Here is a 21213-nt window from a genome sequence, read left to right as displayed (position 1 = left end):
CTCTCACGTGACGGCGGCCGAACTGAACCGGTAGCCCATGCCAGCCTCCGTGAGGATGTGGCGGGGGGCGGATGGTTCGGCCTCGAGCTTCTTGCGCAGTTGCGCGACGTACAGCCGAAGGTACCCGGTGTCGGTCGTGTACTGCGGGCCCCACACCTCGGTGAGGAGGGTTTCGCGGGTCACGAGCCTGTCGTGGTTGCGCAGCAGAACCTCGAGGAGCCGCCACTCGGTGGGTGTCAGGCGCACGGCGCTCCCGCCCCGCGTCACAAGGTGGGCGGCGAGGTCGACGGTCACGTCGCCGAAGGTCACGATGGGCTCGTCGGACGCGGCGGGGCTGCGCCGTGTGAGTGCCCGGATGCGCGCGAGCAGCTCGTCGGCGGAGAAGGGCTTGGTCACGTAGTCGTCGGCGCCGGCATCCAGGGCCTCGACCTTGTCCCACGATTCGCTGCGCCCGGAGACCACGAGGATCGGCACCTGGGTCCAGCCGCGGAGGGCCTCGATCACTTCGATGCCGGTGAGTCCCGGCATCCCGAGGTCGAGCACAACGAGGTCGGGATGCGACGCGATCGCCGCATCGAGCGCCGCTTTTCCGTCGGCGGCGGTGATCACGTCGTAGCCGCGCGCGGCGAGCGTGATGCGCACCGCCCGCAGCATCTGTGCGTCGTCGTCGGCGATGAGGACCTTCATTCGTCGCCGCCCTGAGACGCCGACGGCAGCTCGACGACCATGGTGAGTCCGCCGCCCGGGGTGTCCTCGACGTCGAGCGTTCCGCCCATCGCCTCCACGAATCCTTTCGAGAGGGCCAGGCCGAGGCCGACACCGGTGGTGTTGTCGGTATCTCCCAGTCGCTGGAACGGCATGAACACATCCTCGCGTCTCTCGACCGGAATGCCAGGACCCGCGTCGATGACGCGCAGCTGCACGCGGTCGTCGAACTCGCTTGTGGCGATGATGGGGGGCGTTCCCGTCGGCGAGTACCGCAGCGCGTTGGCGAGCAGGTTGACGACGGCGCGCTGCAGCAGCACAGCGTCGGCCTCGACGGCCGAAGTCTCCCCAAGCTCGAGCTGAACCTCGCCCGGCGCCAGGCCCAGCTCGTCGAGCGCACCGATCACCACCTCGTCGAGCGCGACCGGCGCGAGGCTCACCCCGAGCACTCCCGCCTGCAGCCGGCTCGCGTCGAGCAGCTTGGTGACGAGGGATGCCAGTGACCCCAGGCTGTCCTCGGCGGTCTCCAGCAGCTCTTCCCGATCGGGCTCGCTCAGCGCAACATCCGGCGAGCGAAGGCTGGTCACGGCCGCGGTCGCCACCGCGAGCGGCCGCCGCAGGTCGTGCCCGACCGAGGCGAGCAGCGCGGTGCGGAGTCGATCCGCCTCGGCGACGGGGCGCATGCTCTCGGCCTCGCTCGCGAGCTCGCGCTGGGTGAGGGCGGTCTCGATCTGGGAGAGGAACGCGCCGAGGATGCGCCGATCCGAGTCGGGCAGGCGCCGTCCGCGCAGGTAGAGGCTGGCGTGGTCGCCGAGAGGGAGGTTGGTCTCGACATCGTTGTCGTCGGCGATCGTGGCATCCGTCGCCGTGTAGATCGCGACTCCGCGCGAGCGAAGGATGACGCTCGTCATGCCGAACGATTCGCGCAACCGAGAGACGAGCGCTTCGAGCGCGTCCTGACCGGAGAGCACACTCCCGGCGATGCTCGCGAGCGTCTCCGATTCGGCCGCGGCGCGGGAGGCCACGCGTGATCGTCTCGCCGCCTGGTCAACGACGATCGACACAAGCACAGCGACCACCACGAAGATCACGAGCGCGAGCAGGTGCAGGGGGTCGGCGATCGTGATCGTGTAGAGCGGGTCGACGAAAAAGAAGTCGAGCAGGAAGCCCGCGGCGACGGCGGAGGCAACCGCGGGCCAGATGCCGCCCACGAGGGCGACGATCACGACGAAGAGCTGGAAGGCGAGCACATCGCTCGTGATCGACTCGTCGCTGCGGAACGACGTGAGCAGGAGGGTGAGCAGGGGCAGTCCGAGTGCGGCGAGCGCGAAGCCGGCGATCCGACGCTTCAGTGAGAGCGCCCCACCCAGCGAGGGGAGTCGCCGCGACCCTGCCTGATCGTGCGAGACGATGTGCACGTCGATGTCGCCGGCCTCGCGGATGACGGTGGCCGCCGTCCCGGGACCGGTGAACAGTCGCGCGAGTGTCGAGCGCCTGCTCACGCCAACCACGAGCTGCGTGGCCTCGACGGACCGCGCGAACTCGACCAGTGCCCGCGGGATCTGCTCCCCGACAACCTGGTGGTAGCTGCCGCCGAGGGTCTCGACGAGGGCACGCTGCGCCGCGAGGATCGACGGGTTGGCCTCGGCGAGGCCGTCGGAGGCGCTCACGTGCACCGCGAAGAGTTCACCGCCGCTGGCTCGCGACGCGATGCGTGCGCCCCGGCGCAGGAGGGTCTCGCCCTCGCGCCCGCCCGTGAGGGCGACGACCACACGTTCGCGGGCGTTCCACGCTGAGTCGATGCCCTTCTCGGCGCGGTAGCGACGCAGGGCGGAGTCCACCTCGTCGGCGAGCCAGAGCAGCGCGAGTTCGCGGAGAGCCGTGAGGTTGCCGAGCCGGAAGTAGTTCGAGAGCGCGGCATCCACTCGTCCCGCGGGGTAGACGACGCCCTCCGTGAGTCGGTCGCGGAGGGCCTGCGGGGCGAGGTCGACGAGCTCGATCTGGTCGGCGACACGGAGCGCGGCATCCGGAATCGTCTCGCGCTGCACGACACCCGTGATCTGCCGCACCACGTCGTTGAGTGACTCGATGTGCTGGATGTTGACGGTCGAGATCACGTCGATGCCGGCCTCGAGGAGGGTCTCGACGTCCTGCCAGCGCTTCTCGTGCGCGGAGCCCGGGGCGTTCGTGTGCGCGAGCTCGTCGACGAGGGCGACGTCGGGGTGACGCGCAAGTACTGCCTCGAGGTCCAGCTCGTCGAGGCCGACTCCGCGATGCTCGACGACCCGACGCGGGATCACCTCGAGTCCGTCGACCAACGCGGCAGTGGCCGCGCGCCCGTGGGTTTCCACGATCGCGACGACCACGTCCCGGCCAGCCTCCCGGAGGCGGCGGCCCTCCTCGAGCATCGCGAAGGTCTTGCCGACGCCGGGAGCGGCCCCGAGCATCACTCGAAGCCGACCCCTGGTCATGCGCTACCCATCCATTTCCGCGAGTGCGATGTTGAGCTTCAGTACGTTGACGGTCGGCTCGCCGAGGTAGCCGAGATCGCGTCCCTGAATCATAGACTCGACCAGTTTCGCGACGTCCTCGCTCGGGATGCCACGGGCCGCTGCCACGCGATCGACCTGCAACCGCGCATACTCCGGGCTGATGTGCGGGTCGAGTCCCGACGCCGATGCTGTCACCGCGTCCGCCGGGATCTCGGAGACGGGTACCCGGTCGAGCTCCGCGATCGCGGCCTGGCGCTCGCCGATCGCGGCGATGAGGTCCTCGTTCTCCGGTCCCCAGTTGGAGCCGCTCGAGGCCCCGCCGTCGTAGCCGTCGCCCGCCGCCGAGGGGCGGGACTGGAACCATTCGGGGAGGGCAGCGCCGTCGGCATCCGTGAAGGACTGGCCGATGATGGCGGAGCCGACGACCTCGCCGTCGACCCGCACGAGCTGGCCGTTGGCGTTGTTGGTGAAGGCGAGCTGCCCGATGCCGGTGATGGCCAGCGGGTAGGCGAGCCCGAGGACGACCGTGAGGATGAGCAGTGCGCGCACCGCGGTCCAGGTCTGGCGGAACGATGTCATGTTCGCTTCTTCTTTCTTCTGAAGGGGAGGTTTCGATACGCGCGTTGCGCTACTCAACCCGCACGGCGCTAGAAGCCGGGGATGAGCGCAACGACGAGGTCGATGAGCTTGATGCCGATGAACGGGGCGATGATGCCGCCGAGCCCGTAGATGCCGAGGTTGCGGCTGAGCAGGCGGCTCGCGGACAGCGGGCGGTACCGCACGCCGCGGAGGGCGAGCGGGATGAGCGCGACGATCACGAGCGCGTTGAAGATGATCGCGCTGAGGATCGCGGAGGCCGGCGAGTGCAGTCCCATGATGTTGAGCACCGCGAGCCCCGGGAACACTGCCGTGAACATCGCCGGGATGATGGCGAAGTACTTGGCCACATCGTTCGCGATCGAGAACGTCGTGAGCGAGCCGCGCGTGATGAGCAGCTGCTTGCCGATGCGCACGATGTCGATGAGCTTCGTGGGATCCGAGTCGAGGTCGACCATGTTGCCGGCCTCCTTGGCTGCGGAGGTTCCCGTGTTCATCGCCACGCCGACGTCGGCCTGGGCGAGCGCTGGGGCGTCGTTCGTGCCGTCACCGGTCATCGCGACGAGGTTGCCGCCGGCCTGCTCGCGCTTGATGAGCTCCATCTTGTCCTCGGGGGTCGCCTCGGCGAGGAAGTCGTCGACCCCGGCCTCGGCGGCGATCGCCTTCGCCGTCAGCGGGTTGTCGCCCGTGATCATGACGGTGCGGATGCCCATCGCACGCAGCTCGGAGAAGCGCTCCTTCAGTCCGTTCTTGACGACGTCCTTCAGGTGGATCACACCGAGCACCCTGGCCGTGCCGTTCGCCGAGCGCGTGGCCACGACGAGCGGGGTGCCTCCGGACTCGGAGACGTCGGTCACGACCCGGTCGAGCTCGGCCTTCGTGGCCTCGCTCAGCGAACCCACCCAGGCGGCGACCATCGATCCAGCCCCCTTGCGCACCTGCGTGCCGTCGGGCAGGTCGAGCCCGCTCATGCGCGTCTGCGCGGTGAAGGGCACGATCACGGCGTCGGCCGGGGCGAGATCGGATGCCGCCCCCATCCCATCGGCGAGTGCGACGACCGAACTGCCCTCCGGCGTCGGATCACTGAGCGACGCGAGGCGCGCAGCCGCCACGAGCTCGGGCAGCGTCGCGTCCCCTACCGGCAGGAACTCGGAGGCCTGCCGGTTGCCGTACGTGATGGTTCCCGTCTTGTCGAGCAGGAGGGTCGTGACATCCCCCGCCGCCTCGACCGCGCGGCCGGACATCGCGAGCACGTTGTGCTGCACGAGGCGGTCCATGCCCGCGATGCCGATCGCGCTGAGGAGCGCGCCGATGGTCGTCGGGATGAGCGTGACAAGGAGGGCGATGAGCACGGGGATCGTGGTTGCACCTCCCGCGTAGGAGGCGAGCGGGTTCAGGGTGAGCACCACCACGAGGAAGACGATCGAGAGCGCCGCGAGCAGGATGTTGAGCGCGATCTCGTTCGGGGTCTTCTGGCGCGAGGCGCCCTCGACGAGACGGATCATGCGATCGACGAAGGTTTCGCCGGGCTTCGACGTGATCGCGACGACGATGCGGTCGGACAGCACGCGGGTTCCGCCCGTCACCGCGCTGCGGTCACCACCGTGCTCGCGGATGACGGGCGCCGACTCTCCGGTGATGGCGGACTCGTCGACCGAGGCGATGCCCCACACGATGTCGCCGTCGCCGGGGATGACCTCACCAGCGGAGACCACGACGTGGTCGCCGAGCACGAGGTCGGCCGAGGAGACCTCCACGAGGGTGGCACGCTCTGCGGCGGCATCCGCAGCGCTGTCGTAGCCGCTCACCCGATGGGCGATCGTCGAGGTGCGGGTGTTGCGCAGGCTTGCCGCCTGGGCCTTGCCGCGACCCTCGGCGACCGACTCGGCGAGGTTGGCGAACAGCACGGTGATCCACAGCCACACGGCGATACCGATGGTGAAGGACGGCGCAAGCGTGGTCGGCTCGGCCAGGAACGGCTCCGCGATCACGATGAGGGTGGTGAGCACCGCACCGATCTCCACGATGAACATGACGGGGTTGCGCCACATCAGTCGGGGGTCGAGCTTGCGGAAGGCGCCCGGGAGAGCGCTGACGAACGTGTTCATTTTTACTGGAGCCCTTCCGCTAGGGGACCTAGCGCGAGTACGGGGAAATACGTGAGCGCGGAGACGATGACGATCGTTCCCACGAGGAGGCCGACGAACTGCGGCCGGTGCGTCGGCAGGGTGCCGGAGGTGACGGGCAGCCTGTCCTGCGCGGCGAGGGACCCCGCGAGCGCGAGCACAAACACGATCGGCAGGAACCGGCCGAGCAGCATCGCCACACCGAGCGCGGTGTTCAACCACGGGGTGTTCGCGGTGAGTCCAGCGAAGGCCGAGCCGTTGTTGTTCGCGGCCGACGTGAAGGCGTAGAGCACCTCTGTGAAGCCGTGCAGGCCGGGGTTCCAGATCGAGGTGGTTGTGACATCCTCTCGGACGGCCGGGATTGCGAAGCTCAGGGCCGTGCCCGCGAGCACGAGCGTCGGTGTCGTGAGGATGTAGAGGCTCGCGAGCTTGATCTCGCGTGCCCCGATCTTCTTGCCGAGGTACTCAGGCGTGCGCCCGACCATGAGGCCGGCGATGAACACCGCGATGATCGCGACGACGAGGATGCCGTAGATGCCAGCCCCCACACCACCGGGCGCGACCTCACCCAGCATCATGTTGACGAGGGCCGTGCCACCTCCGAGCGACGTGTAGCTGTCGTGCATCGAGTTGACGGCGCCCGTGGAGGTGATGGTTGACGAGGTGCCGTAGATCGTCGATCCGATGATGCCGAACCGCGCCTCCTTGCCCTCCATCGCCGCACCCGCGAGCTGCGGTGCGGTACCGGCTCCGGCGAGCTCCGCCCAGGTCATGAGAGAGACGGATGCCACGTACAGCACCGCCATCGTGCCCGCGATCGCGTACCCCTGACGGTCGTCGCCGACGATGCGCCCGAACGTGCGCGGCAGCGCGAACGGGATGGCGAGCATGAGGAACACCTGCACGAGCGACGTCCACGGTGTCGGGTTCTCGAAGGGATGCGCGGAGTTCACGTTGAAGAACCCGCCACCGTTGGTGCCGAGGATCTTGATGGCCTCCTGGGACGCCACCGGGCCGCCCGGGATCACCTGGGTGCCGCCGGTGAGCGTCGTGATCTCCTGGAAGCCAGCGAAGTTCTGGATGACGCCGCCGGCCATGAGCACGACCGCGGAGAGCACCGCGAACGGCAGCAGGATGCGCAGCGTGCCACGCGTGAGGTCGACCCAGAAGTTGCCGATAGTTCCCGACCGCCGGTAGGCGAGGCCCCGCATGAGCGCGACAGCAACGGCAATGCCGACGGCGGCCGAGACGAAGTTCTGAACCGCGAGACCCGCGAACTGCACCGTGTAGCCCAGGGTGAGTTCCGGCGAGTACGACTGCCAGTTCGTGTTGGTGACAAACGAGATGGCCGTGTTGAAGGCGAGAGGCTCGCTCGTCGGCGGGAGCCCGAGAGAGTACGGGAGCACCTGCTGCACCCTCTGGAGGGCGTAGACGAGCAGAATGCCGACGGCCGAGAAGGCGAGCACCGAACGGAGATAGGCGGGCCAGCTCTGTTCGGACCCGGAACGCACCCCGATGAGCCGGTAGAAGCCCCGCTCGACAGTGAGGTCTTTCTTGCTCGTGAAGACGGCAGCCATGTAGTTGCCGAGCGGGCGGTAGATGAGGGCCAGCGCCAGGGCGATCGTGGCGAGCTGGGCGAGGAGAAGCCAGATCGTCATCAGAAGCGCTCCGGCTTCACGAGGGCGAACAGCAGGTAGCCGATCGCGGCGAGGGCAAGCACCACGCCGAGGATCTCGAAGACGATCACAGCTTCTCGACCCCCTTCGCGACGAGGGCCACCAGCGCTACGAGCGCGAGGATGCCGGCGATGAAGACGACGTCAAGCACGAGGAACTCCGTCCAACAGGGTGCCCGCGCACGATGGCGCACGGGCGTGACCCGAGGTCACGGAGTTCAGTCAATGCCGGGGGATGCCACCCCCGGCCGGTACTAACGGAATCCTCACGCCGCCGCGCGGAATCCTCGCACCCCTCTTACGCGCGCAGGCTCTCGTACTCGGGGTTGTCCCCGATGAAGGCCTCCACCATCGAGCACTCCACGACGATCGTCGCGCCGCTGTCGCGCAGCTGGTCGAGCACGTGGGCGATGAACGATGTGCCGATGCCACGGTCCCGCACCGCGGGGTCGACGACAGTCGAGGTGAGGGTGACGACGCCCTCGCCGTCGCGCGTCACGTGCATCACGGCGATCTCCTCGCCGCCGAGAGTGGCGCGGAAGGCGTCGCCCGAGTCGTCCGCGGTCACGACGATGTCGGCATCCCGATCGGTGCTCGGCTCGTTCAGCTCCTCGGCCTCGGCGGGAACTCCGGAGCTGCCGGTGCCCTCGTCGAGGGTTCCCTTGCCGTCCGGATAGCCTGCGGCATCGGGGAACTCGTTCGTGCTGTTGTCGGCGTTCATCAGACTCCAGTCGTCTGCGCCGAGGGCGCAGCTACTTGATGGGAAGCACGATCTCGGTGTCCATGACCTCGATCGTGAGTGGTTTCGTCGTGGTGATCGTGCCTGGCGTGGAGAACACGGTCGTGTGTGGCACGTAATCCATCGTGCACACCTTGTCGTCGGGGAGCGCGGGTACATCCGCCGAGATGCGGTTGCCCTCGTCGGCCTCTTCGACCACCGTGATCGAGCTCACGATGTACGGGCAGCCGGAGCTCCCGGAGATGGTGATGGCGAGCTGCGCGCCCTCGTGGAGCCAGAACGCCTGGACTCCGGAGTCCGGGTCCCCGCCGGGCTCGCCCGCGAACTTCTCGGGCTCGCCGCTGAAGTTCTCGACGCTGCCGACGCAGCCCGCGAGCAGGAGGGGCAGAGCGATGAGCGCTGCTCCGAACATCCAGCGTGACTTCTTCATGACAAACCCCTTCGCGTGCGGCAACTACGGAACACTGTGTCAGTATCCCGCAGTCAGTAGGTGCAGCGAAGGGGTTCGACACGCCGCGTTAGTTCTCGACCGTGCCGCGCCACGCGCCATCGGCGATGCCGTGGGCCTCGATGTAGTCCTTGAACTTCGAGAGCTCGGCCTTCACGGCGGCGTTCGGGATGTGAAGTGCCGCACCCGCGCTCTCGATGAAGCCCTCCGGCTCCCAGTCGATCTGCACGGTCACCCGCGAGGTGGTGTCGCTGAGCTTGTGGAAGGTGACGACGCCCGCGTGATCAACCTGGCCGCCGGTGCTGGTCCACGCGATGCGGTCGTCGGGGATCTGCTCGGTGATGACGGTGTCGAACTCGCGCTTGGCGCCAGCGATGGTGACGGTCCAGTGGTTGGTCTTGTCATCCACCTGCGTGATCTCGTCGACCATGCTGAGGAACTTGGGGAACGTCTCGAACTGGGTCCACTGGTTGTACGAGATGTGGACGGGAACGTCCACGTCGATTGCTTCGATTACCTGGGCCACGATGTGAGCCCCTTCCCTTGTTGATTGTCGGTACCTCCACGCTAGGTTCCTGCGCGGCGAGGGGGGAGGGGTTGACAGGGCTACGGCTCCAGCACCACCTTGATGCAGCCGTCCTCCTTCTTGCCGAAGAGCTCGTACATGTCGGGGGCGTCGTCGAGCGAGACACGGTGGGTGACGAGATCGGTCACGCCGAGCGGGTCGGTCGGGTCCTCGACGAGCGGCCACAGGTCGGGGATCCAGCGGTGCACGTTGCACTGGCCCATCGCGAGCGTGAGCTGCTTGTCGAACATCGTCATCATGGGCATAGGGTCGGCGACCCCGCCGTAGACGCCGCTGAGCGAGACAGTTCCTCCACGTTGCACCGATTCGATCGCCATCATGAGGGCGGCGAGGCGGTCCACGGCGAGGGTCTTGGCGAGCTTCTTGGAGGCAGCGCTCGGCAGCATCCCGACAGCGCTCTGGGCGAAGGATGCCACGGGGTTGCCGTGCGCCTCCATACCGACGGCATCGACCACTGAGTGGGGTCCGCGCCCGTCGGTGCGATCGAGGATCTGCTGCAGGAGGTCGTCCGTCAGGTCGAGCGTTTCGATGCCGTGCCGTTCTGCCATGGCGCGGCGCTCCGGCACGAGGTCGACGGCGATCACGCGATAGCCGCGGTGGCGGCCGATGCGCGACGCGAACTGGCCGACCGGGCCGAGGCCCAGCACGAGCAGCGTGCCGCCGTCCGGCACGTTCGCGTACTCGACGCCCTGCCACGCGGTCGGGAGGATGTCGCTGAGGAACAGGTACCGGTCATCCGGCAGGTCGCTGTTGATCTTCATCGCGTTGAAGTCGGCGTGGTGGACGGTGAGCAGTTCGGCCTGCCCGCCGGGAACCTGGCCGTAGAGCTCGGTGTAGCCGTAGAGGCTCGCTCCGGTCTTCTGGTCTCGGTTCTGGGTGGTCTCGCACTGTGTGGTGAGACCGCGCGTGCACATGTAGCAGTAGCCGCAGGCGATCACGAAGGGCACAACGACGCGGTCACCTGGGCGAAGGTTCTGCACCTCGTCGCCCACCTCCATGACGATCCCCATGGGCTCGTGGCCCAGCACGTCGTGCTTGTGCATGAACGGACCGAGCACGTTGAGGAGGTGGAGGTCCGATCCGCAGATGGCCGTCGAGGTGACGCTGATGACGACATCCGTCGGCTCGGTGATGACCGCCTCCGGAACCTGCTCGACGCTCACGGATCCGGTGCCCTGCCAGGTAAGTGCTCTCATGCTTCCTGTCTACGCGGGCTCCCGATTGCTCGGCAGTGGTTGACTTGCGTCCCCGCCGCAGTTACGGTGCCGAGCCGTCGACTGCGGCGATCGACCGGGCTCCTGGCTCTGCGAGGACCGCGAGCCGCACGTCCGCGTCGACGTATTCCGCCAGGGGAATGAGTCCGGATGCCTCGGTCAGGATCTCGTGCACGCGGTCGCCCCGAAGCGGGTAGTCCGGGACCGGATGCCGCCAGTGGCAGGCGAGTACGACGCCCCCTGACGTGAGACTGTCGCGAGCCTGAGTCGCGAGCCGGCCGAGTGACTCCTCATCGAGGTAATAACCGACCTCCGACACCACGATCAGGTCGAAGCGCTCCGAGGGCCATTCGTCGGGCGCCCGCATCACGCGGAACTCGACGTGGTCAGCATCGGGGCCGACGTGTTCCCGGGCGAGGTCGATGGGTCGCTGCGCGATGTCGGTGGAGAGCAAGCGGTCGGAACGCCGGGCGAGCAGTTCGGTGAGCAGCCCGATCGAGCATCCGATCTCCAGTGCGGACGCGTACCGCTCGTGGGGGAGCATCGCCACCGTGAGCGCGCGCTTGCGTCGCTCGTACCAGCGGTCGGCGAGACTCCACGGGTCGTCGCGCTGCTCGTAGAGCTCGTCGAAGTAGCCCGCATCCAGACTCATGGCGCGCTCCTCACGAAGGTCTCCCAGTCACGGGAGAAGTGCGCGAGCATTCCCGCGTGGAGCACGGGCGGCTCGCTGAGATCGCTCGCACTCACCTGGCTCGCGTAAGCGGCGAGTGCCGACTCCTTGGCGCGCCGGTCCGGGCCGGACTGCGGGACGCGCACGAACCCGGGCCAGGGCACCTCGGCGCGGTCGGGGTCCGCCCAGTGCCACAGCCACACCGGGTACTCGAGGAGGACGGCTCCGTAGGATGCCGCAACTCTCGCCGCGGCATCCCCCGCGACCCGGTGGTCACCGTGGGCGTCGCCGCGCCAGGGTGCCACCACGAGGTCGGTGTGACCGACGGCCCGCAACGCCCGCTCGAGCATTCGTTCGTGCTCGTGCAGCGCCCCGTCGGGCAGGCCGAGATCGACGACGGTGCACTCGGGGGCCAGCCGGGAGACCGCCGCGTGGAACTCGGCGACCCGGGTCATGGATGTGTCCGTCGCGTAGGCGCGCTCGCCGCGGGTGGCGAGCGCGATCGTCACGCGCGTTCCCGCGCGGTGCAGGCGTGCGAGGAGTGCCCCGGCTCCGAGCGTCTCGTCATCGGGATGCGCGGCGACGATGAGTGCGCGGCCGAAGCCCCGGGCATCCGACCACGGCACCGATGCCCAGCGAGAACTCGTCGACCACGCTGCCTCGGGCGTACCGGGGTCACGATGGTCGAAGGTCACCATGGCGTCTCGTCCAGCTCAAGCACGTGCGCTCCGAGCCGGGCGAGGTCGCGCTCCGCATGATCCTGCCGGAGGTAGAGGGCGAGGTCCGCGACGCGTCGCGCATGCTCCTCGTCCAGGGCGAGCGGCGCCGGCCCCATCGCGTGACCGACGAGTGTCGACACCCGCTCGGCCGCGTCGCTCACGGTGCTCCGAACGCGCTGGGCGAGGAGCGCGGGATGCCCGACTCCAGCGTCCACGTCGGCCGCTGCCGACGCGAGCACGGCACGACTGGCCTGCAGCAGCACGTCGACCTGGCCGAGCACCATGAGCCCGATCTGGTCCGGCTCGCGCGTGCCGAGCTTCGCGAGGAGTGCGCGCGCGAGCCCGACCGCCCCGCCGTACCAGACCGCTGCGACGCCCATGCCGCCCCAGGCGAAGCCCGCGCGTGTGAGGTACCAGCCGTCGTCCCCGACCGGGCTCGCGGGTACGCGCGTGAGGTCGATGCTCTCGCTGTGCACCTCCGTGAGCCCGCGGGCCACCCAGCCGCCCGTCGCCACGGCAACGCCGGCGTTGCGCAGGTCGATCTCGAACAGGCGGCGCGATGGTGTGCCGTCGCCGGTCGTCGTGTGCGCGGTGATGAGCGCGCGGTCGAGGTGACCGGCGAGCGAGCACCACGGCTTGGTGCCGTCGAGCTGCCACCCGGTGGAATCCTGCGATGCGGTGACCGCGACCCCCGGTCCCTCGGCGGCGAAAACGCCCCACGTGCTGTCCGTCGCGGGTGCCAGGTCCGCCTGCTCTCGGATGGCGAGTGCATCGAGGTGCGGTTCGAGCACGCGCGCCGCCGTGAGGTCGGCACAGCCGGCGGTGGCGAGCAGTTCCCAGAGCCGCCGCGTCTCACCCGATCCGGGCAGCGGCGCCCGGTGGCCGAGGTCTCGGGCAAGCGCGAGGGAGGCGGGGACGTCGCCGGCCGCGTCGGAGGCGCGGCTCGCGACCTCGTCGAGGTGCTCGCGCCACGCAGCATCCGCGGTCGCGCTGAGCAGTACCGCTCCCACTCAGCCCACCGCCACCGGGTCGAGCGCGGTGAGGTACCCCGCGTAGCCCCCCGGCGTGCGACCGATGCTGCGACCGGAGGTCAGGACGGGAGCGCCGCCGAGGTTCACGACGGCACCGCCGAGGTCGCGCACGCTCTCGACGAGGCGCACGTCCTCGTGTTCGGTGCGGGCCTCGAATCCGCCGGCCGCGAGATAGACGGATGCCCGCACCCCGAGGTTCGCCCCGTGCACGGTTCCCACCTCAGCGCCCAGGGGGTGCGCGAGCTCCCACGCGGCGCGCTGGCCGCTCGAGAGCTCGGCGAGCACCGGCTCGACGGCTCCCAGCGTGAGATCCCCACCGCGGTCTGCGAGCTCGAGCTGGTCGACCAGCCACCCGGTGGGAACGGTGGAGTCGGCATCCGTGTTCGCGATCCAGGTGCGTTCAGGCAGACCGCGCAGGGCCTGCAGCGCCCACCGCGCACCCGTCGCACGGGCGGCGCCGACGTTGGAGTAGCCCGTGTGGACGAGCATCACCTCGCCGAACGCCGCCGCGATGTCGTGCGAGTCGTCATCGCACGAGTCGAGCACAACGACGACACGCACGCCCACCGCGGGCATCTCCTGGTGGAGACGCGCCACGGCATCGCGCACCGAACGCAGGCACGCGCCGAGGCGCTCACCCTCGTTCCGGGCCGGGATGACGACCGCGAGATGTTCGATCATGCGCTACTTGGCCTTGGCGGGCGTCCGGTTCTCCGCCGACACCATCCAGGCGAACTGCTCGAGGCGCTCGATGATCGCGTGGAGCAGGTCCGCGCTCGTGGGGTCCTCGTCGTCGACCTCGTCGTGAACGTCGCGGCAGGTCTCGATCGTCGCCTCGAGGCGCTCGGTGATCAGGTCGACCGTCGCGGCGGTGTCCACCTCACCGTTGGGGTATTCGGGAAGCGAGGTGGTGTCCGCCACCGTGTCACTGCGGCCGTCCGGCACACCGTGGAGTGCGCGCATCCGCTCGGCGATCGTGTCGCTGAAGGTGCGGGCATCCTCGATGATTTCGTCGAGCACGCGATGGGTGTCTCGGAAGTTCTTGCCGACAACGTTCCAGTGGGCCTGCTTGCCCTGCATCTGAAGCTCGAGCAGGTCAACGAGGACCTTCTGCATGTTGTCGAGGAGCGTCTTGGAGGCGATGAAGCCCTTCTCGGCGTTCTGGCGACGGGTCTGTCGTGCTCCCGCGCGACCTGACGTCGAGGTCGTGGTGGTGGTCTCAGCCATGGATCTGTCCTTCCCTTACGTGGTCCTTGACGATAGGTCGCGGGCTGCTCGGTGTGGCAGGGGTTGACAAGGTCGCAGCGGTTGACAGGGTCGCGGCGGTGGACAGGGTGACCGGGTAGCCCGATTGAACGAGAGCGCCATTGACGACGAGGGCGGCAGACAGGCTCACGCCGTGGGTGAGCCTCGGCAGGACCTCCTTGGGGATGTCACAGCTGATGATGCCGTCCGCGATCGACACGTTCTGCGGGGGAAGCCCCTGCCGCAGAAGTCGCTCCACGTCCCACAGGTGCACGTCGGTGACCCGACCGCGTTCGAGCCGGATGCCGAACTCAGCGCCCGAGCGGTCGGTGATGAGCAGCACGGCGGTGTCCGCCGCGGTGAGGAGTGCCCTCGTCGTGGCGAAACGCACCAGCACGGTGCCGCGGGGAGAGGAGTCTGCGATGACATCGGCGGAGATGAGGCGGGGCATGCTCACACGTTAGGTCTGGCATCCCCGCGAATATCAGGGGTTGATCACGGGCCAACAGTCCGCTAGCACTGGACATGGCGTGTGCATTACCCTGCCCCCGCCCCACTGGCAAGCCCCTGCTCCTGTTCGGCGGGCAACGTACGCTCGTGCTCTCACCACAACAGTGCAGGCACCGGACCGTGCCTGCACGCAACGCGAGGAGAAGCGTGGAAACCTGGCCCGGATCACCGTTCCCCCTGGGGGCGACACTGCAGTCCGAGGGAACGAACTTCGCACTCTTCAGCGAGGTCGCCGAGAAGGTGGAACTCTGCCTCTTCGACGAGGACGGCACCGAGACCCGCGTACCGCTCCTCGAGGTCGACGCCTACATCTGGCACGTCTTCGTGCCCGGTATCCGTGCCGGGCAGCGCTACGGATACCGCGTCCACGGCGAGTACGACCCCGACAGGGGCTTGCGCGCCAACCCCAAGAAGCTCCTGCTCGACCCGTACGCGAAGGCGACGTGCGGCGACATCGACTGGGACCAGTCGCTCTTCGGGTACACCTTCGGCGACCCGGACTCGCGCAACGACGAGGACTCGGCATCGCACATGATGCTCGGCGTCGTGGTCGACGAGGAGTTCGACTGGTCGGGTGACCGCAAGCCGGGCATCCCCTACAACCGCACGGTGATCTACGAGGCCCACGTGAAGGGCCTCACCGAGCTGCACCCCGACGTGCCTGAGCACCAACGTGGCACCTACAGCGCGGTGGCCCATCCGTCGGTGATCGCCCATCTCCAGAAGATCGGCGTGACGGCGATCGAGCTCATGCCGGTTCACCAGTTCGTCAACGACTCGACCCTGCAGGACAAGGGTCTCTCGAACTACTGGGGCTACAACACGATCGGCTTCTTCGCGCCGCACGCCGGGTACTCGTCGGGGGGCGACCTCGGCCAGCAGGTCGACGAGTTCAAGTCGATGGTGCGCGCCCTGCACGAGGCCGGTATCGAGGTCATCCTCGACGTCGTGTACAACCACACCGCGGAGGGCAACCACCTCGGGCCGACGCTCTCGTTCCGCGGGATCGATAACGCCGGCTACTACCGCCTTGTCGAGGACGACCTGAAGTTCTACATGGACTACACGGGCACCGGCAACACCTTCAACGTGCGTCACCCGCACTCGCTGCAGCTCATCATGGACTCCCTGCGGTACTGGGTGACCGAGATGCACGTCGACGGCTTCCGTTTCGACCTCGCGGCGACCCTCGCCCGCGAGTTCTTCGACGTCGACAAGCTCTCGACCTTCTTCGAACTCGTGCAGCAGGACCCGATCGTCTCCCAGGTGAAGCTCATCGCCGAGCCGTGGGATGTCGGCCCCGGTGGGTACCAGGTCGGCAACTTCCCGCCGCAGTGGACCGAGTGGAACGGCAAGTTCCGCGACACGGTGCGCGACTTCTGGCGCGGCGAGCCGGCCACGATCGGCGAGTTCGCGGAGCGGCTCGGGGGGTCCGCCGACCTGTATGAGGGCGAGGGGCGTCGGCCGGTGGCATCCATCAACTTCGTCACCGCCCATGACGGTTTCACCCTCCGCGACCTCGTGTCGTACAACGAGAAGCACAACGAGGCCAACGGCGAGGACTCGCAGGACGGCGAATCGCACAACCGTTCGTGGAACGGCGGTGTGGAGGGGGAGACCGATGACGAGGCCGTTCTCGCCATCCGCGCTCGCCAGCAGCGCAACTTCCTCGCAACTCTGCTGCTCTCGCAGGGTGTGCCGATGATCGCGCACGGCGATGAGCTCGGTCGCACCCAGCAAGGCAACAACAACACCTACGCGCAGGACTCCGAGATCTCGTGGATCCACTGGGATGACGCGGACGAGGGTCTCGTCGAGTTCACGGCCGCGGTGACCAAGCTTCGCGCGGAGCACCCCACGTTCCGTCGCATCCGCTTCTTCAACGGACGCCCGGTCACGCGTGGCGCCGGCGAACCGCTTCCCGACATCGAGTGGCTCGGCCCGGACGGCGCGCCCATGACCGACGACGACTGGGATGCCGACTTCGTGAAGGCAGCCACGGCCTTCCTCAATGGCCAGGGGATCCGCGGGCGGGATGCCCGGGGTCGGCGTGTGACGGATGCCAACGTGCTCCTGCTCTTCAACGCCTCCGAGGTCGACGTGAACTTCACGCTGCCGCCCTCCGAGTACGCGGAGTCGTGGACCGTCGCGGTCGACACTGCGGACATCCCGGCCGAGAACCTCGGGCGCAAGCTCGACGCTTCGGCCGGGCTCACCCTGACCTCGCGCTCGATGCTCGTGCTCCTGGCGGCATCATGACCGTGCCCGCCCCGCTGTCACGCGTTCCGGTCTCGACGTACCGTCTGCAGATCCGAGAGAGCTTCGACCTGTTCGAGGCGGCGAAACTCGTCGACTACCTGCGCGACCTCGGTGCCGATTGGGTCTACCTGTCCCCGTTGCTCGAGGCCACCGCGGGTTCTGACCACGGCTACGACGTGGTGAACCACTCGCGCGTTGACCCGGCGCGCGGCGGTGCCGAGGGCCTCGCCGCAGCTTCGGCGGCAGCCCGCGATCACGGGCTCGGCGTGCTCATCGATATCGTGCCGAACCACGTGGGTGTCTCGGTGCCGCGCGAGAACTCGTGGTGGTGGGACGTGCTCACGCTCGGTCGCGCCTCGCGCTACGCGGAGGCGTTCGACATCGACTGGGACTTCGGCGGCGGTCGCCTCCGGATCCCGGTGCTCGGTGACCCCTCCGAGGGCTCCGCGTCGGCGATCGACGACCTGAGCATCGTCGACGGAGAGCTCGACTACTACGGACTGCGGTTCCCCATTGCCCCCGGCACACTCGGCGACGACCCTGCCGAGGTTCACGATCGGCAGAACTACGAGCTTGTCGACTGGCGTCGGGCCGACGCCGAGCTCAACTACCGGCGCTTCTTCGCGGTCAACTCCCTCGCGGGCATCCGCGTGGAGGTGCCGTGGGTGTTCGAGGAGTCGCACGTGGAGATCGTGCGCTGGTTCACGGAGGGCCTCGCGGACGGCCTCCGGGTGGATCATCCCGACGGCCTGCTCGACCCCGGCGGCTACCTCGATGACCTCGCCCGCGCGACCGGGTCGCCGTACGTGCTCGTGGAGAAGATCCTCGAGGGCGACGAGCCCCTCCCGCCGCACTGGCAGGCCGCGGGAACCACGGGGTATGACGCGCTCTCGGACATCGATCGGGTGCTCGTCGACCCGCGCGGTCGCGTGCGGCTCGACCGGCTCGAGGAGAGCCTGCACGACGACGAGGCGCCCGCGTGGCACGACCTCATCCATGACACGCGTCGAGGCATCGCCGACGGCATCCTGCGCTCCGAGATCCTGCGGATCGCGCGCCTGGTGCCCGACATCGACACTGCGGCGGATGCCATCGCCGAGGTCACCGCATGCTTCCCCGTCTATCGCAGCTACCTGCCGTATGGCCTCGAGCACCTCGAGACCGCGCTCGCCGAGGCCGCGGAACGTCGGCCGGACCTGGCCGCGACGCTCGGCTCGCTCGGGTCCGTGCTGCGCGACCCCGGGCATCCCGCTGCCCAGCGCCTCCAGCAGACGACCGGCATGGTGATGGCCAAGGGTGTCGAGGACACCGCTTTCTACCGCTACGCGCGGCTGGCCTCGCTCACCGAGGTCGGCGGTGACCCCGCCGAGTTCTCGATCGGCGTCGACGAGTTCCACGCCAGGCAGGAGAAGCGTCAGGCGACCTTCCCGGCATCCCTTACGACCCTCACGACTCACGACACCAAACGCGGCGAGGACGTCCGCGCTCGCATCGACGTGCTCTCGGAGATCCCCGAGCAGTGGCGACGCACCCTCGGTGCCCTGCGCGAGATCTCCCCGCTCGACGACGGCCCGCTCGAGAGCCTGCTCTGGGAGTCCATCATCGGCGCATGGCCCGCGTCCCGAGAGCGGCTGCAGGAGTACGCGATCAAGGCCTCGCGCGAGGCCGGGGTCTCCACGACGTGGACCTCGCCGAACGAGGCGTTCGAGAAGGCGCTCGCCGCCCTCGTCGACTCGGCGTTCGACAACCCCGATGCGCGAGCGGAGGTCGAGGCGATCGTCGCCCTGACCTCGGCCCCCGGCTGGAGCAACTCCCTCTCCGCGAAGCTACTGCAGATCACCGGGCCCGGCGTGCCCGACGTCTACCAGGGCAGCGAGTTCTGGGAGACATCCCTCGTCGACCCCGACAACCGCCGGCCGGTCGACTTCGACGAACGGCGCGCGGCGCTCGCTGCGCTGGATGCCGGCACCCTCCCGCCCATCGACGAGTCAGGCCACGCCAAGCTCCTCGTGACCTCACGTGCCCTCCGTCTCCGTCGGGATCGCCCCGACCTGTTCACCCGCTACGCCCCGATGACCGTTGTCGGCGAGCGAGCCGGGCACCTCGTCGCCTTCGACCGTGGCGGCGCGGTGACCCTCGCCACACGCCTCCCGGTGGGGCTCGCGGATGCCGGCGGCTGGGGTGACACGACAGTGCTGCTACCCCAGCGCGAGATGGTCGACGTGCTGACGGGCGACGTGCACCAGGGCGGCGAGCTGCACGTGGCATCCGTTCTCGGGCGCTACCCCGTTGCTCTTCTGGCGGCATCGTGAACCTGCCGGTGGGTCGCGTGTTCGACCCGAACACCAGCTACGACGTATGGGGCCCGCGAGCTCGAAGCCTGGAGCTCGTGGTTGGCGGGGCCCGTGTGCCCATGCGCCGCCGCGACGACGACTGGTGGGAGCCAGCGGAGCCGCTCACCTGGCGCGCGGGGGTGGACTACGGCTACCTCATCGACGGGTCGGAGACTCCCGTGCCCGACCCGCGCTCGCGCCAGCAGCCGGACGGTGTGCACGGGCTGTCACGTACGTTCGACCACTCCGAGTACGCGTGGGCCGACGGGTCGTGGACCGGTCGTGAGCTCAAGGGTGGGCTCATCTACGAGCTGCACATCGGCACGTTCACCCCGGAGGGCACCCTCGACTCGGCGATCGAGCGACTCGATCATCTTGTGGACCTGGGCGTGACCTTCGTCGAGATTCTCCCCGTCAACGCCTTCAACGGAACGCACAACTGGGGGTATGACGGCGTGCTCTGGTTCGCCGTGCAGGAGACGTACGGTGGCCCGGCCGCCTACCAGCGGTTCGTCGATGCCTGCCACGCGCGTGGTCTCGCGGTCGTGCAGGACGCGGTTTACAACCACCTCGGACCGAGCGGCAACTACCTCGGGATGTTCGGCCCGTACCTCGGCTCGTCGGCCAACACGTGGGGCGACACCGTCAACCTCGATGGCGACGACTCCGCGGAGGTGCGCCGCTACATCATCGACAACGCCGTGATGTGGCTGCGCGACTACCACGTCGACGCCCTACGTCTCGATGCGGTGCACGCGCTGTCCGATGAGAGCGCACTCCACCTGCTCGCGGAGCTCTCCGCGGTGACGGATGCCCTCGCCCTCGAACTCGGACGCCCGCTCGTGCTCATTGCCGAGTCCGACCTCAACGATCCGAAGCTCATCACGCCGCGCGGTCTCGGCGGCTACGGACTCACGGCCCAGTGGGACGACGACTACCACCACGCGGTCCACGTCGCGGTGACCGGCGAGACTTTCGGCTACTACGCCGATTTCGAGGCTCCCGCAGCGCTCGCCAAAGTGCTCCGCGGCGGGTTCTTCCACGACGGTACGTACTCGTCGTTCCGTGAACGGGAGCACGGGCATCCGATCGACACGGCGTCCGTGCCCAGCTGGCGACTCGTGACCTTCACCCAGGACCACGACCAGATCGGCAACCGTGCAGCGGGCGACAGGCCGTCGCAGTACCTCGACGAGGCGTCGCTGCGGCTCGAGGCGGTACTCGCCGTGCTCGGTCCGTTCACGCCCATGCTGTTCATGGGGCAGGAGTGGGGTGCTTCGACTCCGTGGCAGTTCTTCACGTCGCATCCGGAGGCCGAGCTCGGAGCCGCCGTCTCGAAGGGCCGCCTGGCGGAGTTCTCGAAGATGGGCTGGGACGAGTCCGTCGTGCCCGACCCGCAGGACCCCGAGACCTTCGAGCGCTCGAAGCTCGACTGGAGCGAACTGGATGCCTCGGCTCACGCACGCCTACTGTCGCTGTACCGCGAGCTCGCCGCACTGCGGCACGCCAACGCGGACTTCAGCGACCCGTCGTTCCCGTCGGAGGTCGTCTCCGACGAGTCTGGGTGGCTGTGGTTCGGCCGCGGCGGGTTCGCTGTGGTGCTCAACTTCGCGGAGGTCGAGTGCGCGGTCGAGCTCGCGGCATCCGAAGTCGTGGTAGCGACGGCGGAGGGCGTCTCGGTTCGGGATGCCTCGGTGGTGCTGCCCGCGCGCACGGCCGCAGTCGTGCGCCGCACGGCCCAGCCCCGCTGACCCCCGCTGATCACCTCTGACCCCCTGCCCTTTCACTCTTTTCCGGAGGTTGTGGGCGCGAATCACAGTGGCCACACCGACATCCGCCAGAATCCGCTGGTGTGAAAGAGGAT

At 68.6% G+C, this 21213-nt stretch carries 20 protein-coding genes; 3 read left to right on the top strand and 17 right to left on the bottom strand.

The genetic code is table 11. The features are described 5' to 3' along the window. Window positions 1-3 precede the first annotated feature (3 nt). The 17 genes from HDC94_RS01305 to HDC94_RS01230 all read right to left on the bottom strand — a co-directional run bounded on the left by HDC94_RS01305 (window position 4) and on the right by HDC94_RS01230 (window position 14698). Complete coding sequence (locus tag HDC94_RS01305; RefSeq protein WP_179494165.1) at window positions 4-687, bottom strand: response regulator; 684 nt, start codon at window positions 685-687, stop codon at window positions 4-6. Further along, window positions 684-3176 (bottom strand): ATP-binding protein, encoded by a 2493-nt coding sequence (locus HDC94_RS01300; RefSeq protein WP_179494163.1) that lies wholly within the window; start codon window positions 3174-3176, stop codon window positions 684-686. Before HDC94_RS01300 ends, HDC94_RS01305 begins: the two co-directional genes overlap by 4 nt. 3 nt (window positions 3177-3179) lie before the next feature. Further along, entirely contained in the window at window positions 3180-3776 is a 597-nt protein-coding gene (kdpC, locus tag HDC94_RS01295; protein ID WP_179494161.1) for a potassium-transporting ATPase subunit KdpC, read from the bottom strand. Window positions 3777-3844: 68 nt separating this feature from the next. Continuing rightward, complete coding sequence (gene kdpB, locus HDC94_RS01290; RefSeq protein WP_179494159.1) at window positions 3845-5902, bottom strand: potassium-transporting ATPase subunit KdpB; 2058 nt, start codon at window positions 5900-5902, stop codon at window positions 3845-3847. Between the two features lie 2 nt (window positions 5903-5904). Further along, window positions 5905-7578 carry a potassium-transporting ATPase subunit KdpA gene (gene kdpA / locus HDC94_RS01285; RefSeq protein WP_179494158.1) on the bottom strand — a complete coding sequence of 558 codons (1674 nt, stop codon included), beginning with the start codon at window positions 7576-7578 and terminating at the stop codon, window positions 5905-5907. Then, a complete protein-coding gene (locus tag HDC94_RS14835; protein ID WP_179494156.1) occupies window positions 7578-7667 on the bottom strand; it encodes a potassium-transporting ATPase subunit F in 90 nt (29 codons plus the stop codon). The genes kdpA and HDC94_RS14835 overlap by 1 nt, the downstream gene beginning before the upstream one ends. Next, complete coding sequence (locus HDC94_RS14480) at window positions 7664-7789, bottom strand: hypothetical protein (protein ID WP_257021609.1); 126 nt, start codon at window positions 7787-7789, stop codon at window positions 7664-7666. The genes HDC94_RS14835 and HDC94_RS14480 overlap by 4 nt, the downstream gene beginning before the upstream one ends. 104 nt (window positions 7790-7893) lie before the next feature. Further along, window positions 7894-8316: a GNAT family N-acetyltransferase gene (locus HDC94_RS01275; protein WP_179494154.1), complete on the bottom strand. Its 423-nt coding sequence runs from the start codon at window positions 8314-8316 to the stop codon at window positions 7894-7896. A gap of 31 nt (window positions 8317-8347) precedes the next feature. Beyond that, the gene (locus HDC94_RS01270; protein WP_179494152.1) at window positions 8348-8764 is read right to left on the bottom strand and encodes a hypothetical protein; all 417 of its coding nucleotides are present in this window, start codon (window positions 8762-8764) and stop codon (window positions 8348-8350) included. Between the two features lie 88 nt (window positions 8765-8852). Then, a complete protein-coding gene (locus tag HDC94_RS01265) occupies window positions 8853-9308 on the bottom strand; it encodes an SRPBCC family protein (RefSeq protein ID WP_179494150.1) in 456 nt (151 codons plus the stop codon). Between the two features lie 80 nt (window positions 9309-9388). Further along, window positions 9389-10564, bottom strand: a complete 1176-nt coding sequence (locus HDC94_RS01260; protein ID WP_179494148.1) for an alcohol dehydrogenase catalytic domain-containing protein — start codon at window positions 10562-10564, stop codon at window positions 9389-9391. Between the two features lie 61 nt (window positions 10565-10625). Further along, window positions 10626-11234 (bottom strand): class I SAM-dependent methyltransferase, encoded by a 609-nt coding sequence (locus HDC94_RS01255; RefSeq protein ID WP_179494146.1) that lies wholly within the window; start codon window positions 11232-11234, stop codon window positions 10626-10628. Continuing rightward, entirely contained in the window at window positions 11231-11950 is a 720-nt protein-coding gene (locus HDC94_RS01250) for a PIG-L deacetylase family protein (RefSeq protein ID WP_179494144.1), read from the bottom strand. Before HDC94_RS01250 ends, HDC94_RS01255 begins: the two co-directional genes overlap by 4 nt. Further along, window positions 11944-12981, bottom strand: a complete 1038-nt coding sequence (locus HDC94_RS01245) for an acyl-CoA dehydrogenase (RefSeq protein ID WP_179494142.1) — start codon at window positions 12979-12981, stop codon at window positions 11944-11946. The genes HDC94_RS01250 and HDC94_RS01245 overlap by 7 nt, the downstream gene beginning before the upstream one ends. Then, window positions 12982-13683 carry a glycosyltransferase family 2 protein gene (locus tag HDC94_RS01240; protein ID WP_179494140.1) on the bottom strand — a complete coding sequence of 234 codons (702 nt, stop codon included), beginning with the start codon at window positions 13681-13683 and terminating at the stop codon, window positions 12982-12984. A 3-nt stretch (window positions 13684-13686) separates the two neighbouring features. Further along, the gene (locus HDC94_RS01235; protein ID WP_179494138.1) at window positions 13687-14229 is read right to left on the bottom strand and encodes a Dps family protein; all 543 of its coding nucleotides are present in this window, start codon (window positions 14227-14229) and stop codon (window positions 13687-13689) included. Beyond that, complete coding sequence (locus tag HDC94_RS01230; protein WP_179494136.1) at window positions 14222-14698, bottom strand: hypothetical protein; 477 nt, start codon at window positions 14696-14698, stop codon at window positions 14222-14224. The genes HDC94_RS01235 and HDC94_RS01230 overlap by 8 nt, the downstream gene beginning before the upstream one ends. Before the next feature lie 206 nt (window positions 14699-14904). Here HDC94_RS01230 and glgX point away from each other — a divergent pair, with 206 nt between their 5' ends. Genes glgX through treZ form a run of 3 tightly spaced genes read left to right on the top strand, consistent with a single transcriptional unit; the run spans window position 14905 to window position 21100 of the window. Continuing rightward, complete coding sequence (glgX, locus tag HDC94_RS01225; RefSeq protein WP_179494134.1) at window positions 14905-17016, top strand: glycogen debranching protein GlgX; 2112 nt, start codon at window positions 14905-14907, stop codon at window positions 17014-17016. Then, window positions 17013-19328, top strand: coding sequence for a malto-oligosyltrehalose synthase (treY, locus tag HDC94_RS01220; protein ID WP_179494132.1), 2316 nt, complete (start codon window positions 17013-17015; stop codon window positions 19326-19328). Before glgX ends, treY begins: the two co-directional genes overlap by 4 nt. Beyond that, complete coding sequence (treZ, locus tag HDC94_RS01215) at window positions 19325-21100, top strand: malto-oligosyltrehalose trehalohydrolase (protein ID WP_308495596.1); 1776 nt, start codon at window positions 19325-19327, stop codon at window positions 21098-21100. The genes treY and treZ overlap by 4 nt, the downstream gene beginning before the upstream one ends. Window positions 21101-21213: the final 113 nt, after the last annotated feature.

Origin of the sequence: Leifsonia sp. AK011 (genome assembly GCF_013410945.1) — a bacterium.
GTDB lineage: Bacteria > Actinomycetota > Actinomycetes > Actinomycetales > Microbacteriaceae > Rhodoglobus.
The sequence above is the reverse complement of the archived record's forward strand: the minus strand, read 5'-3'. Positions and strand labels throughout refer to the sequence as shown.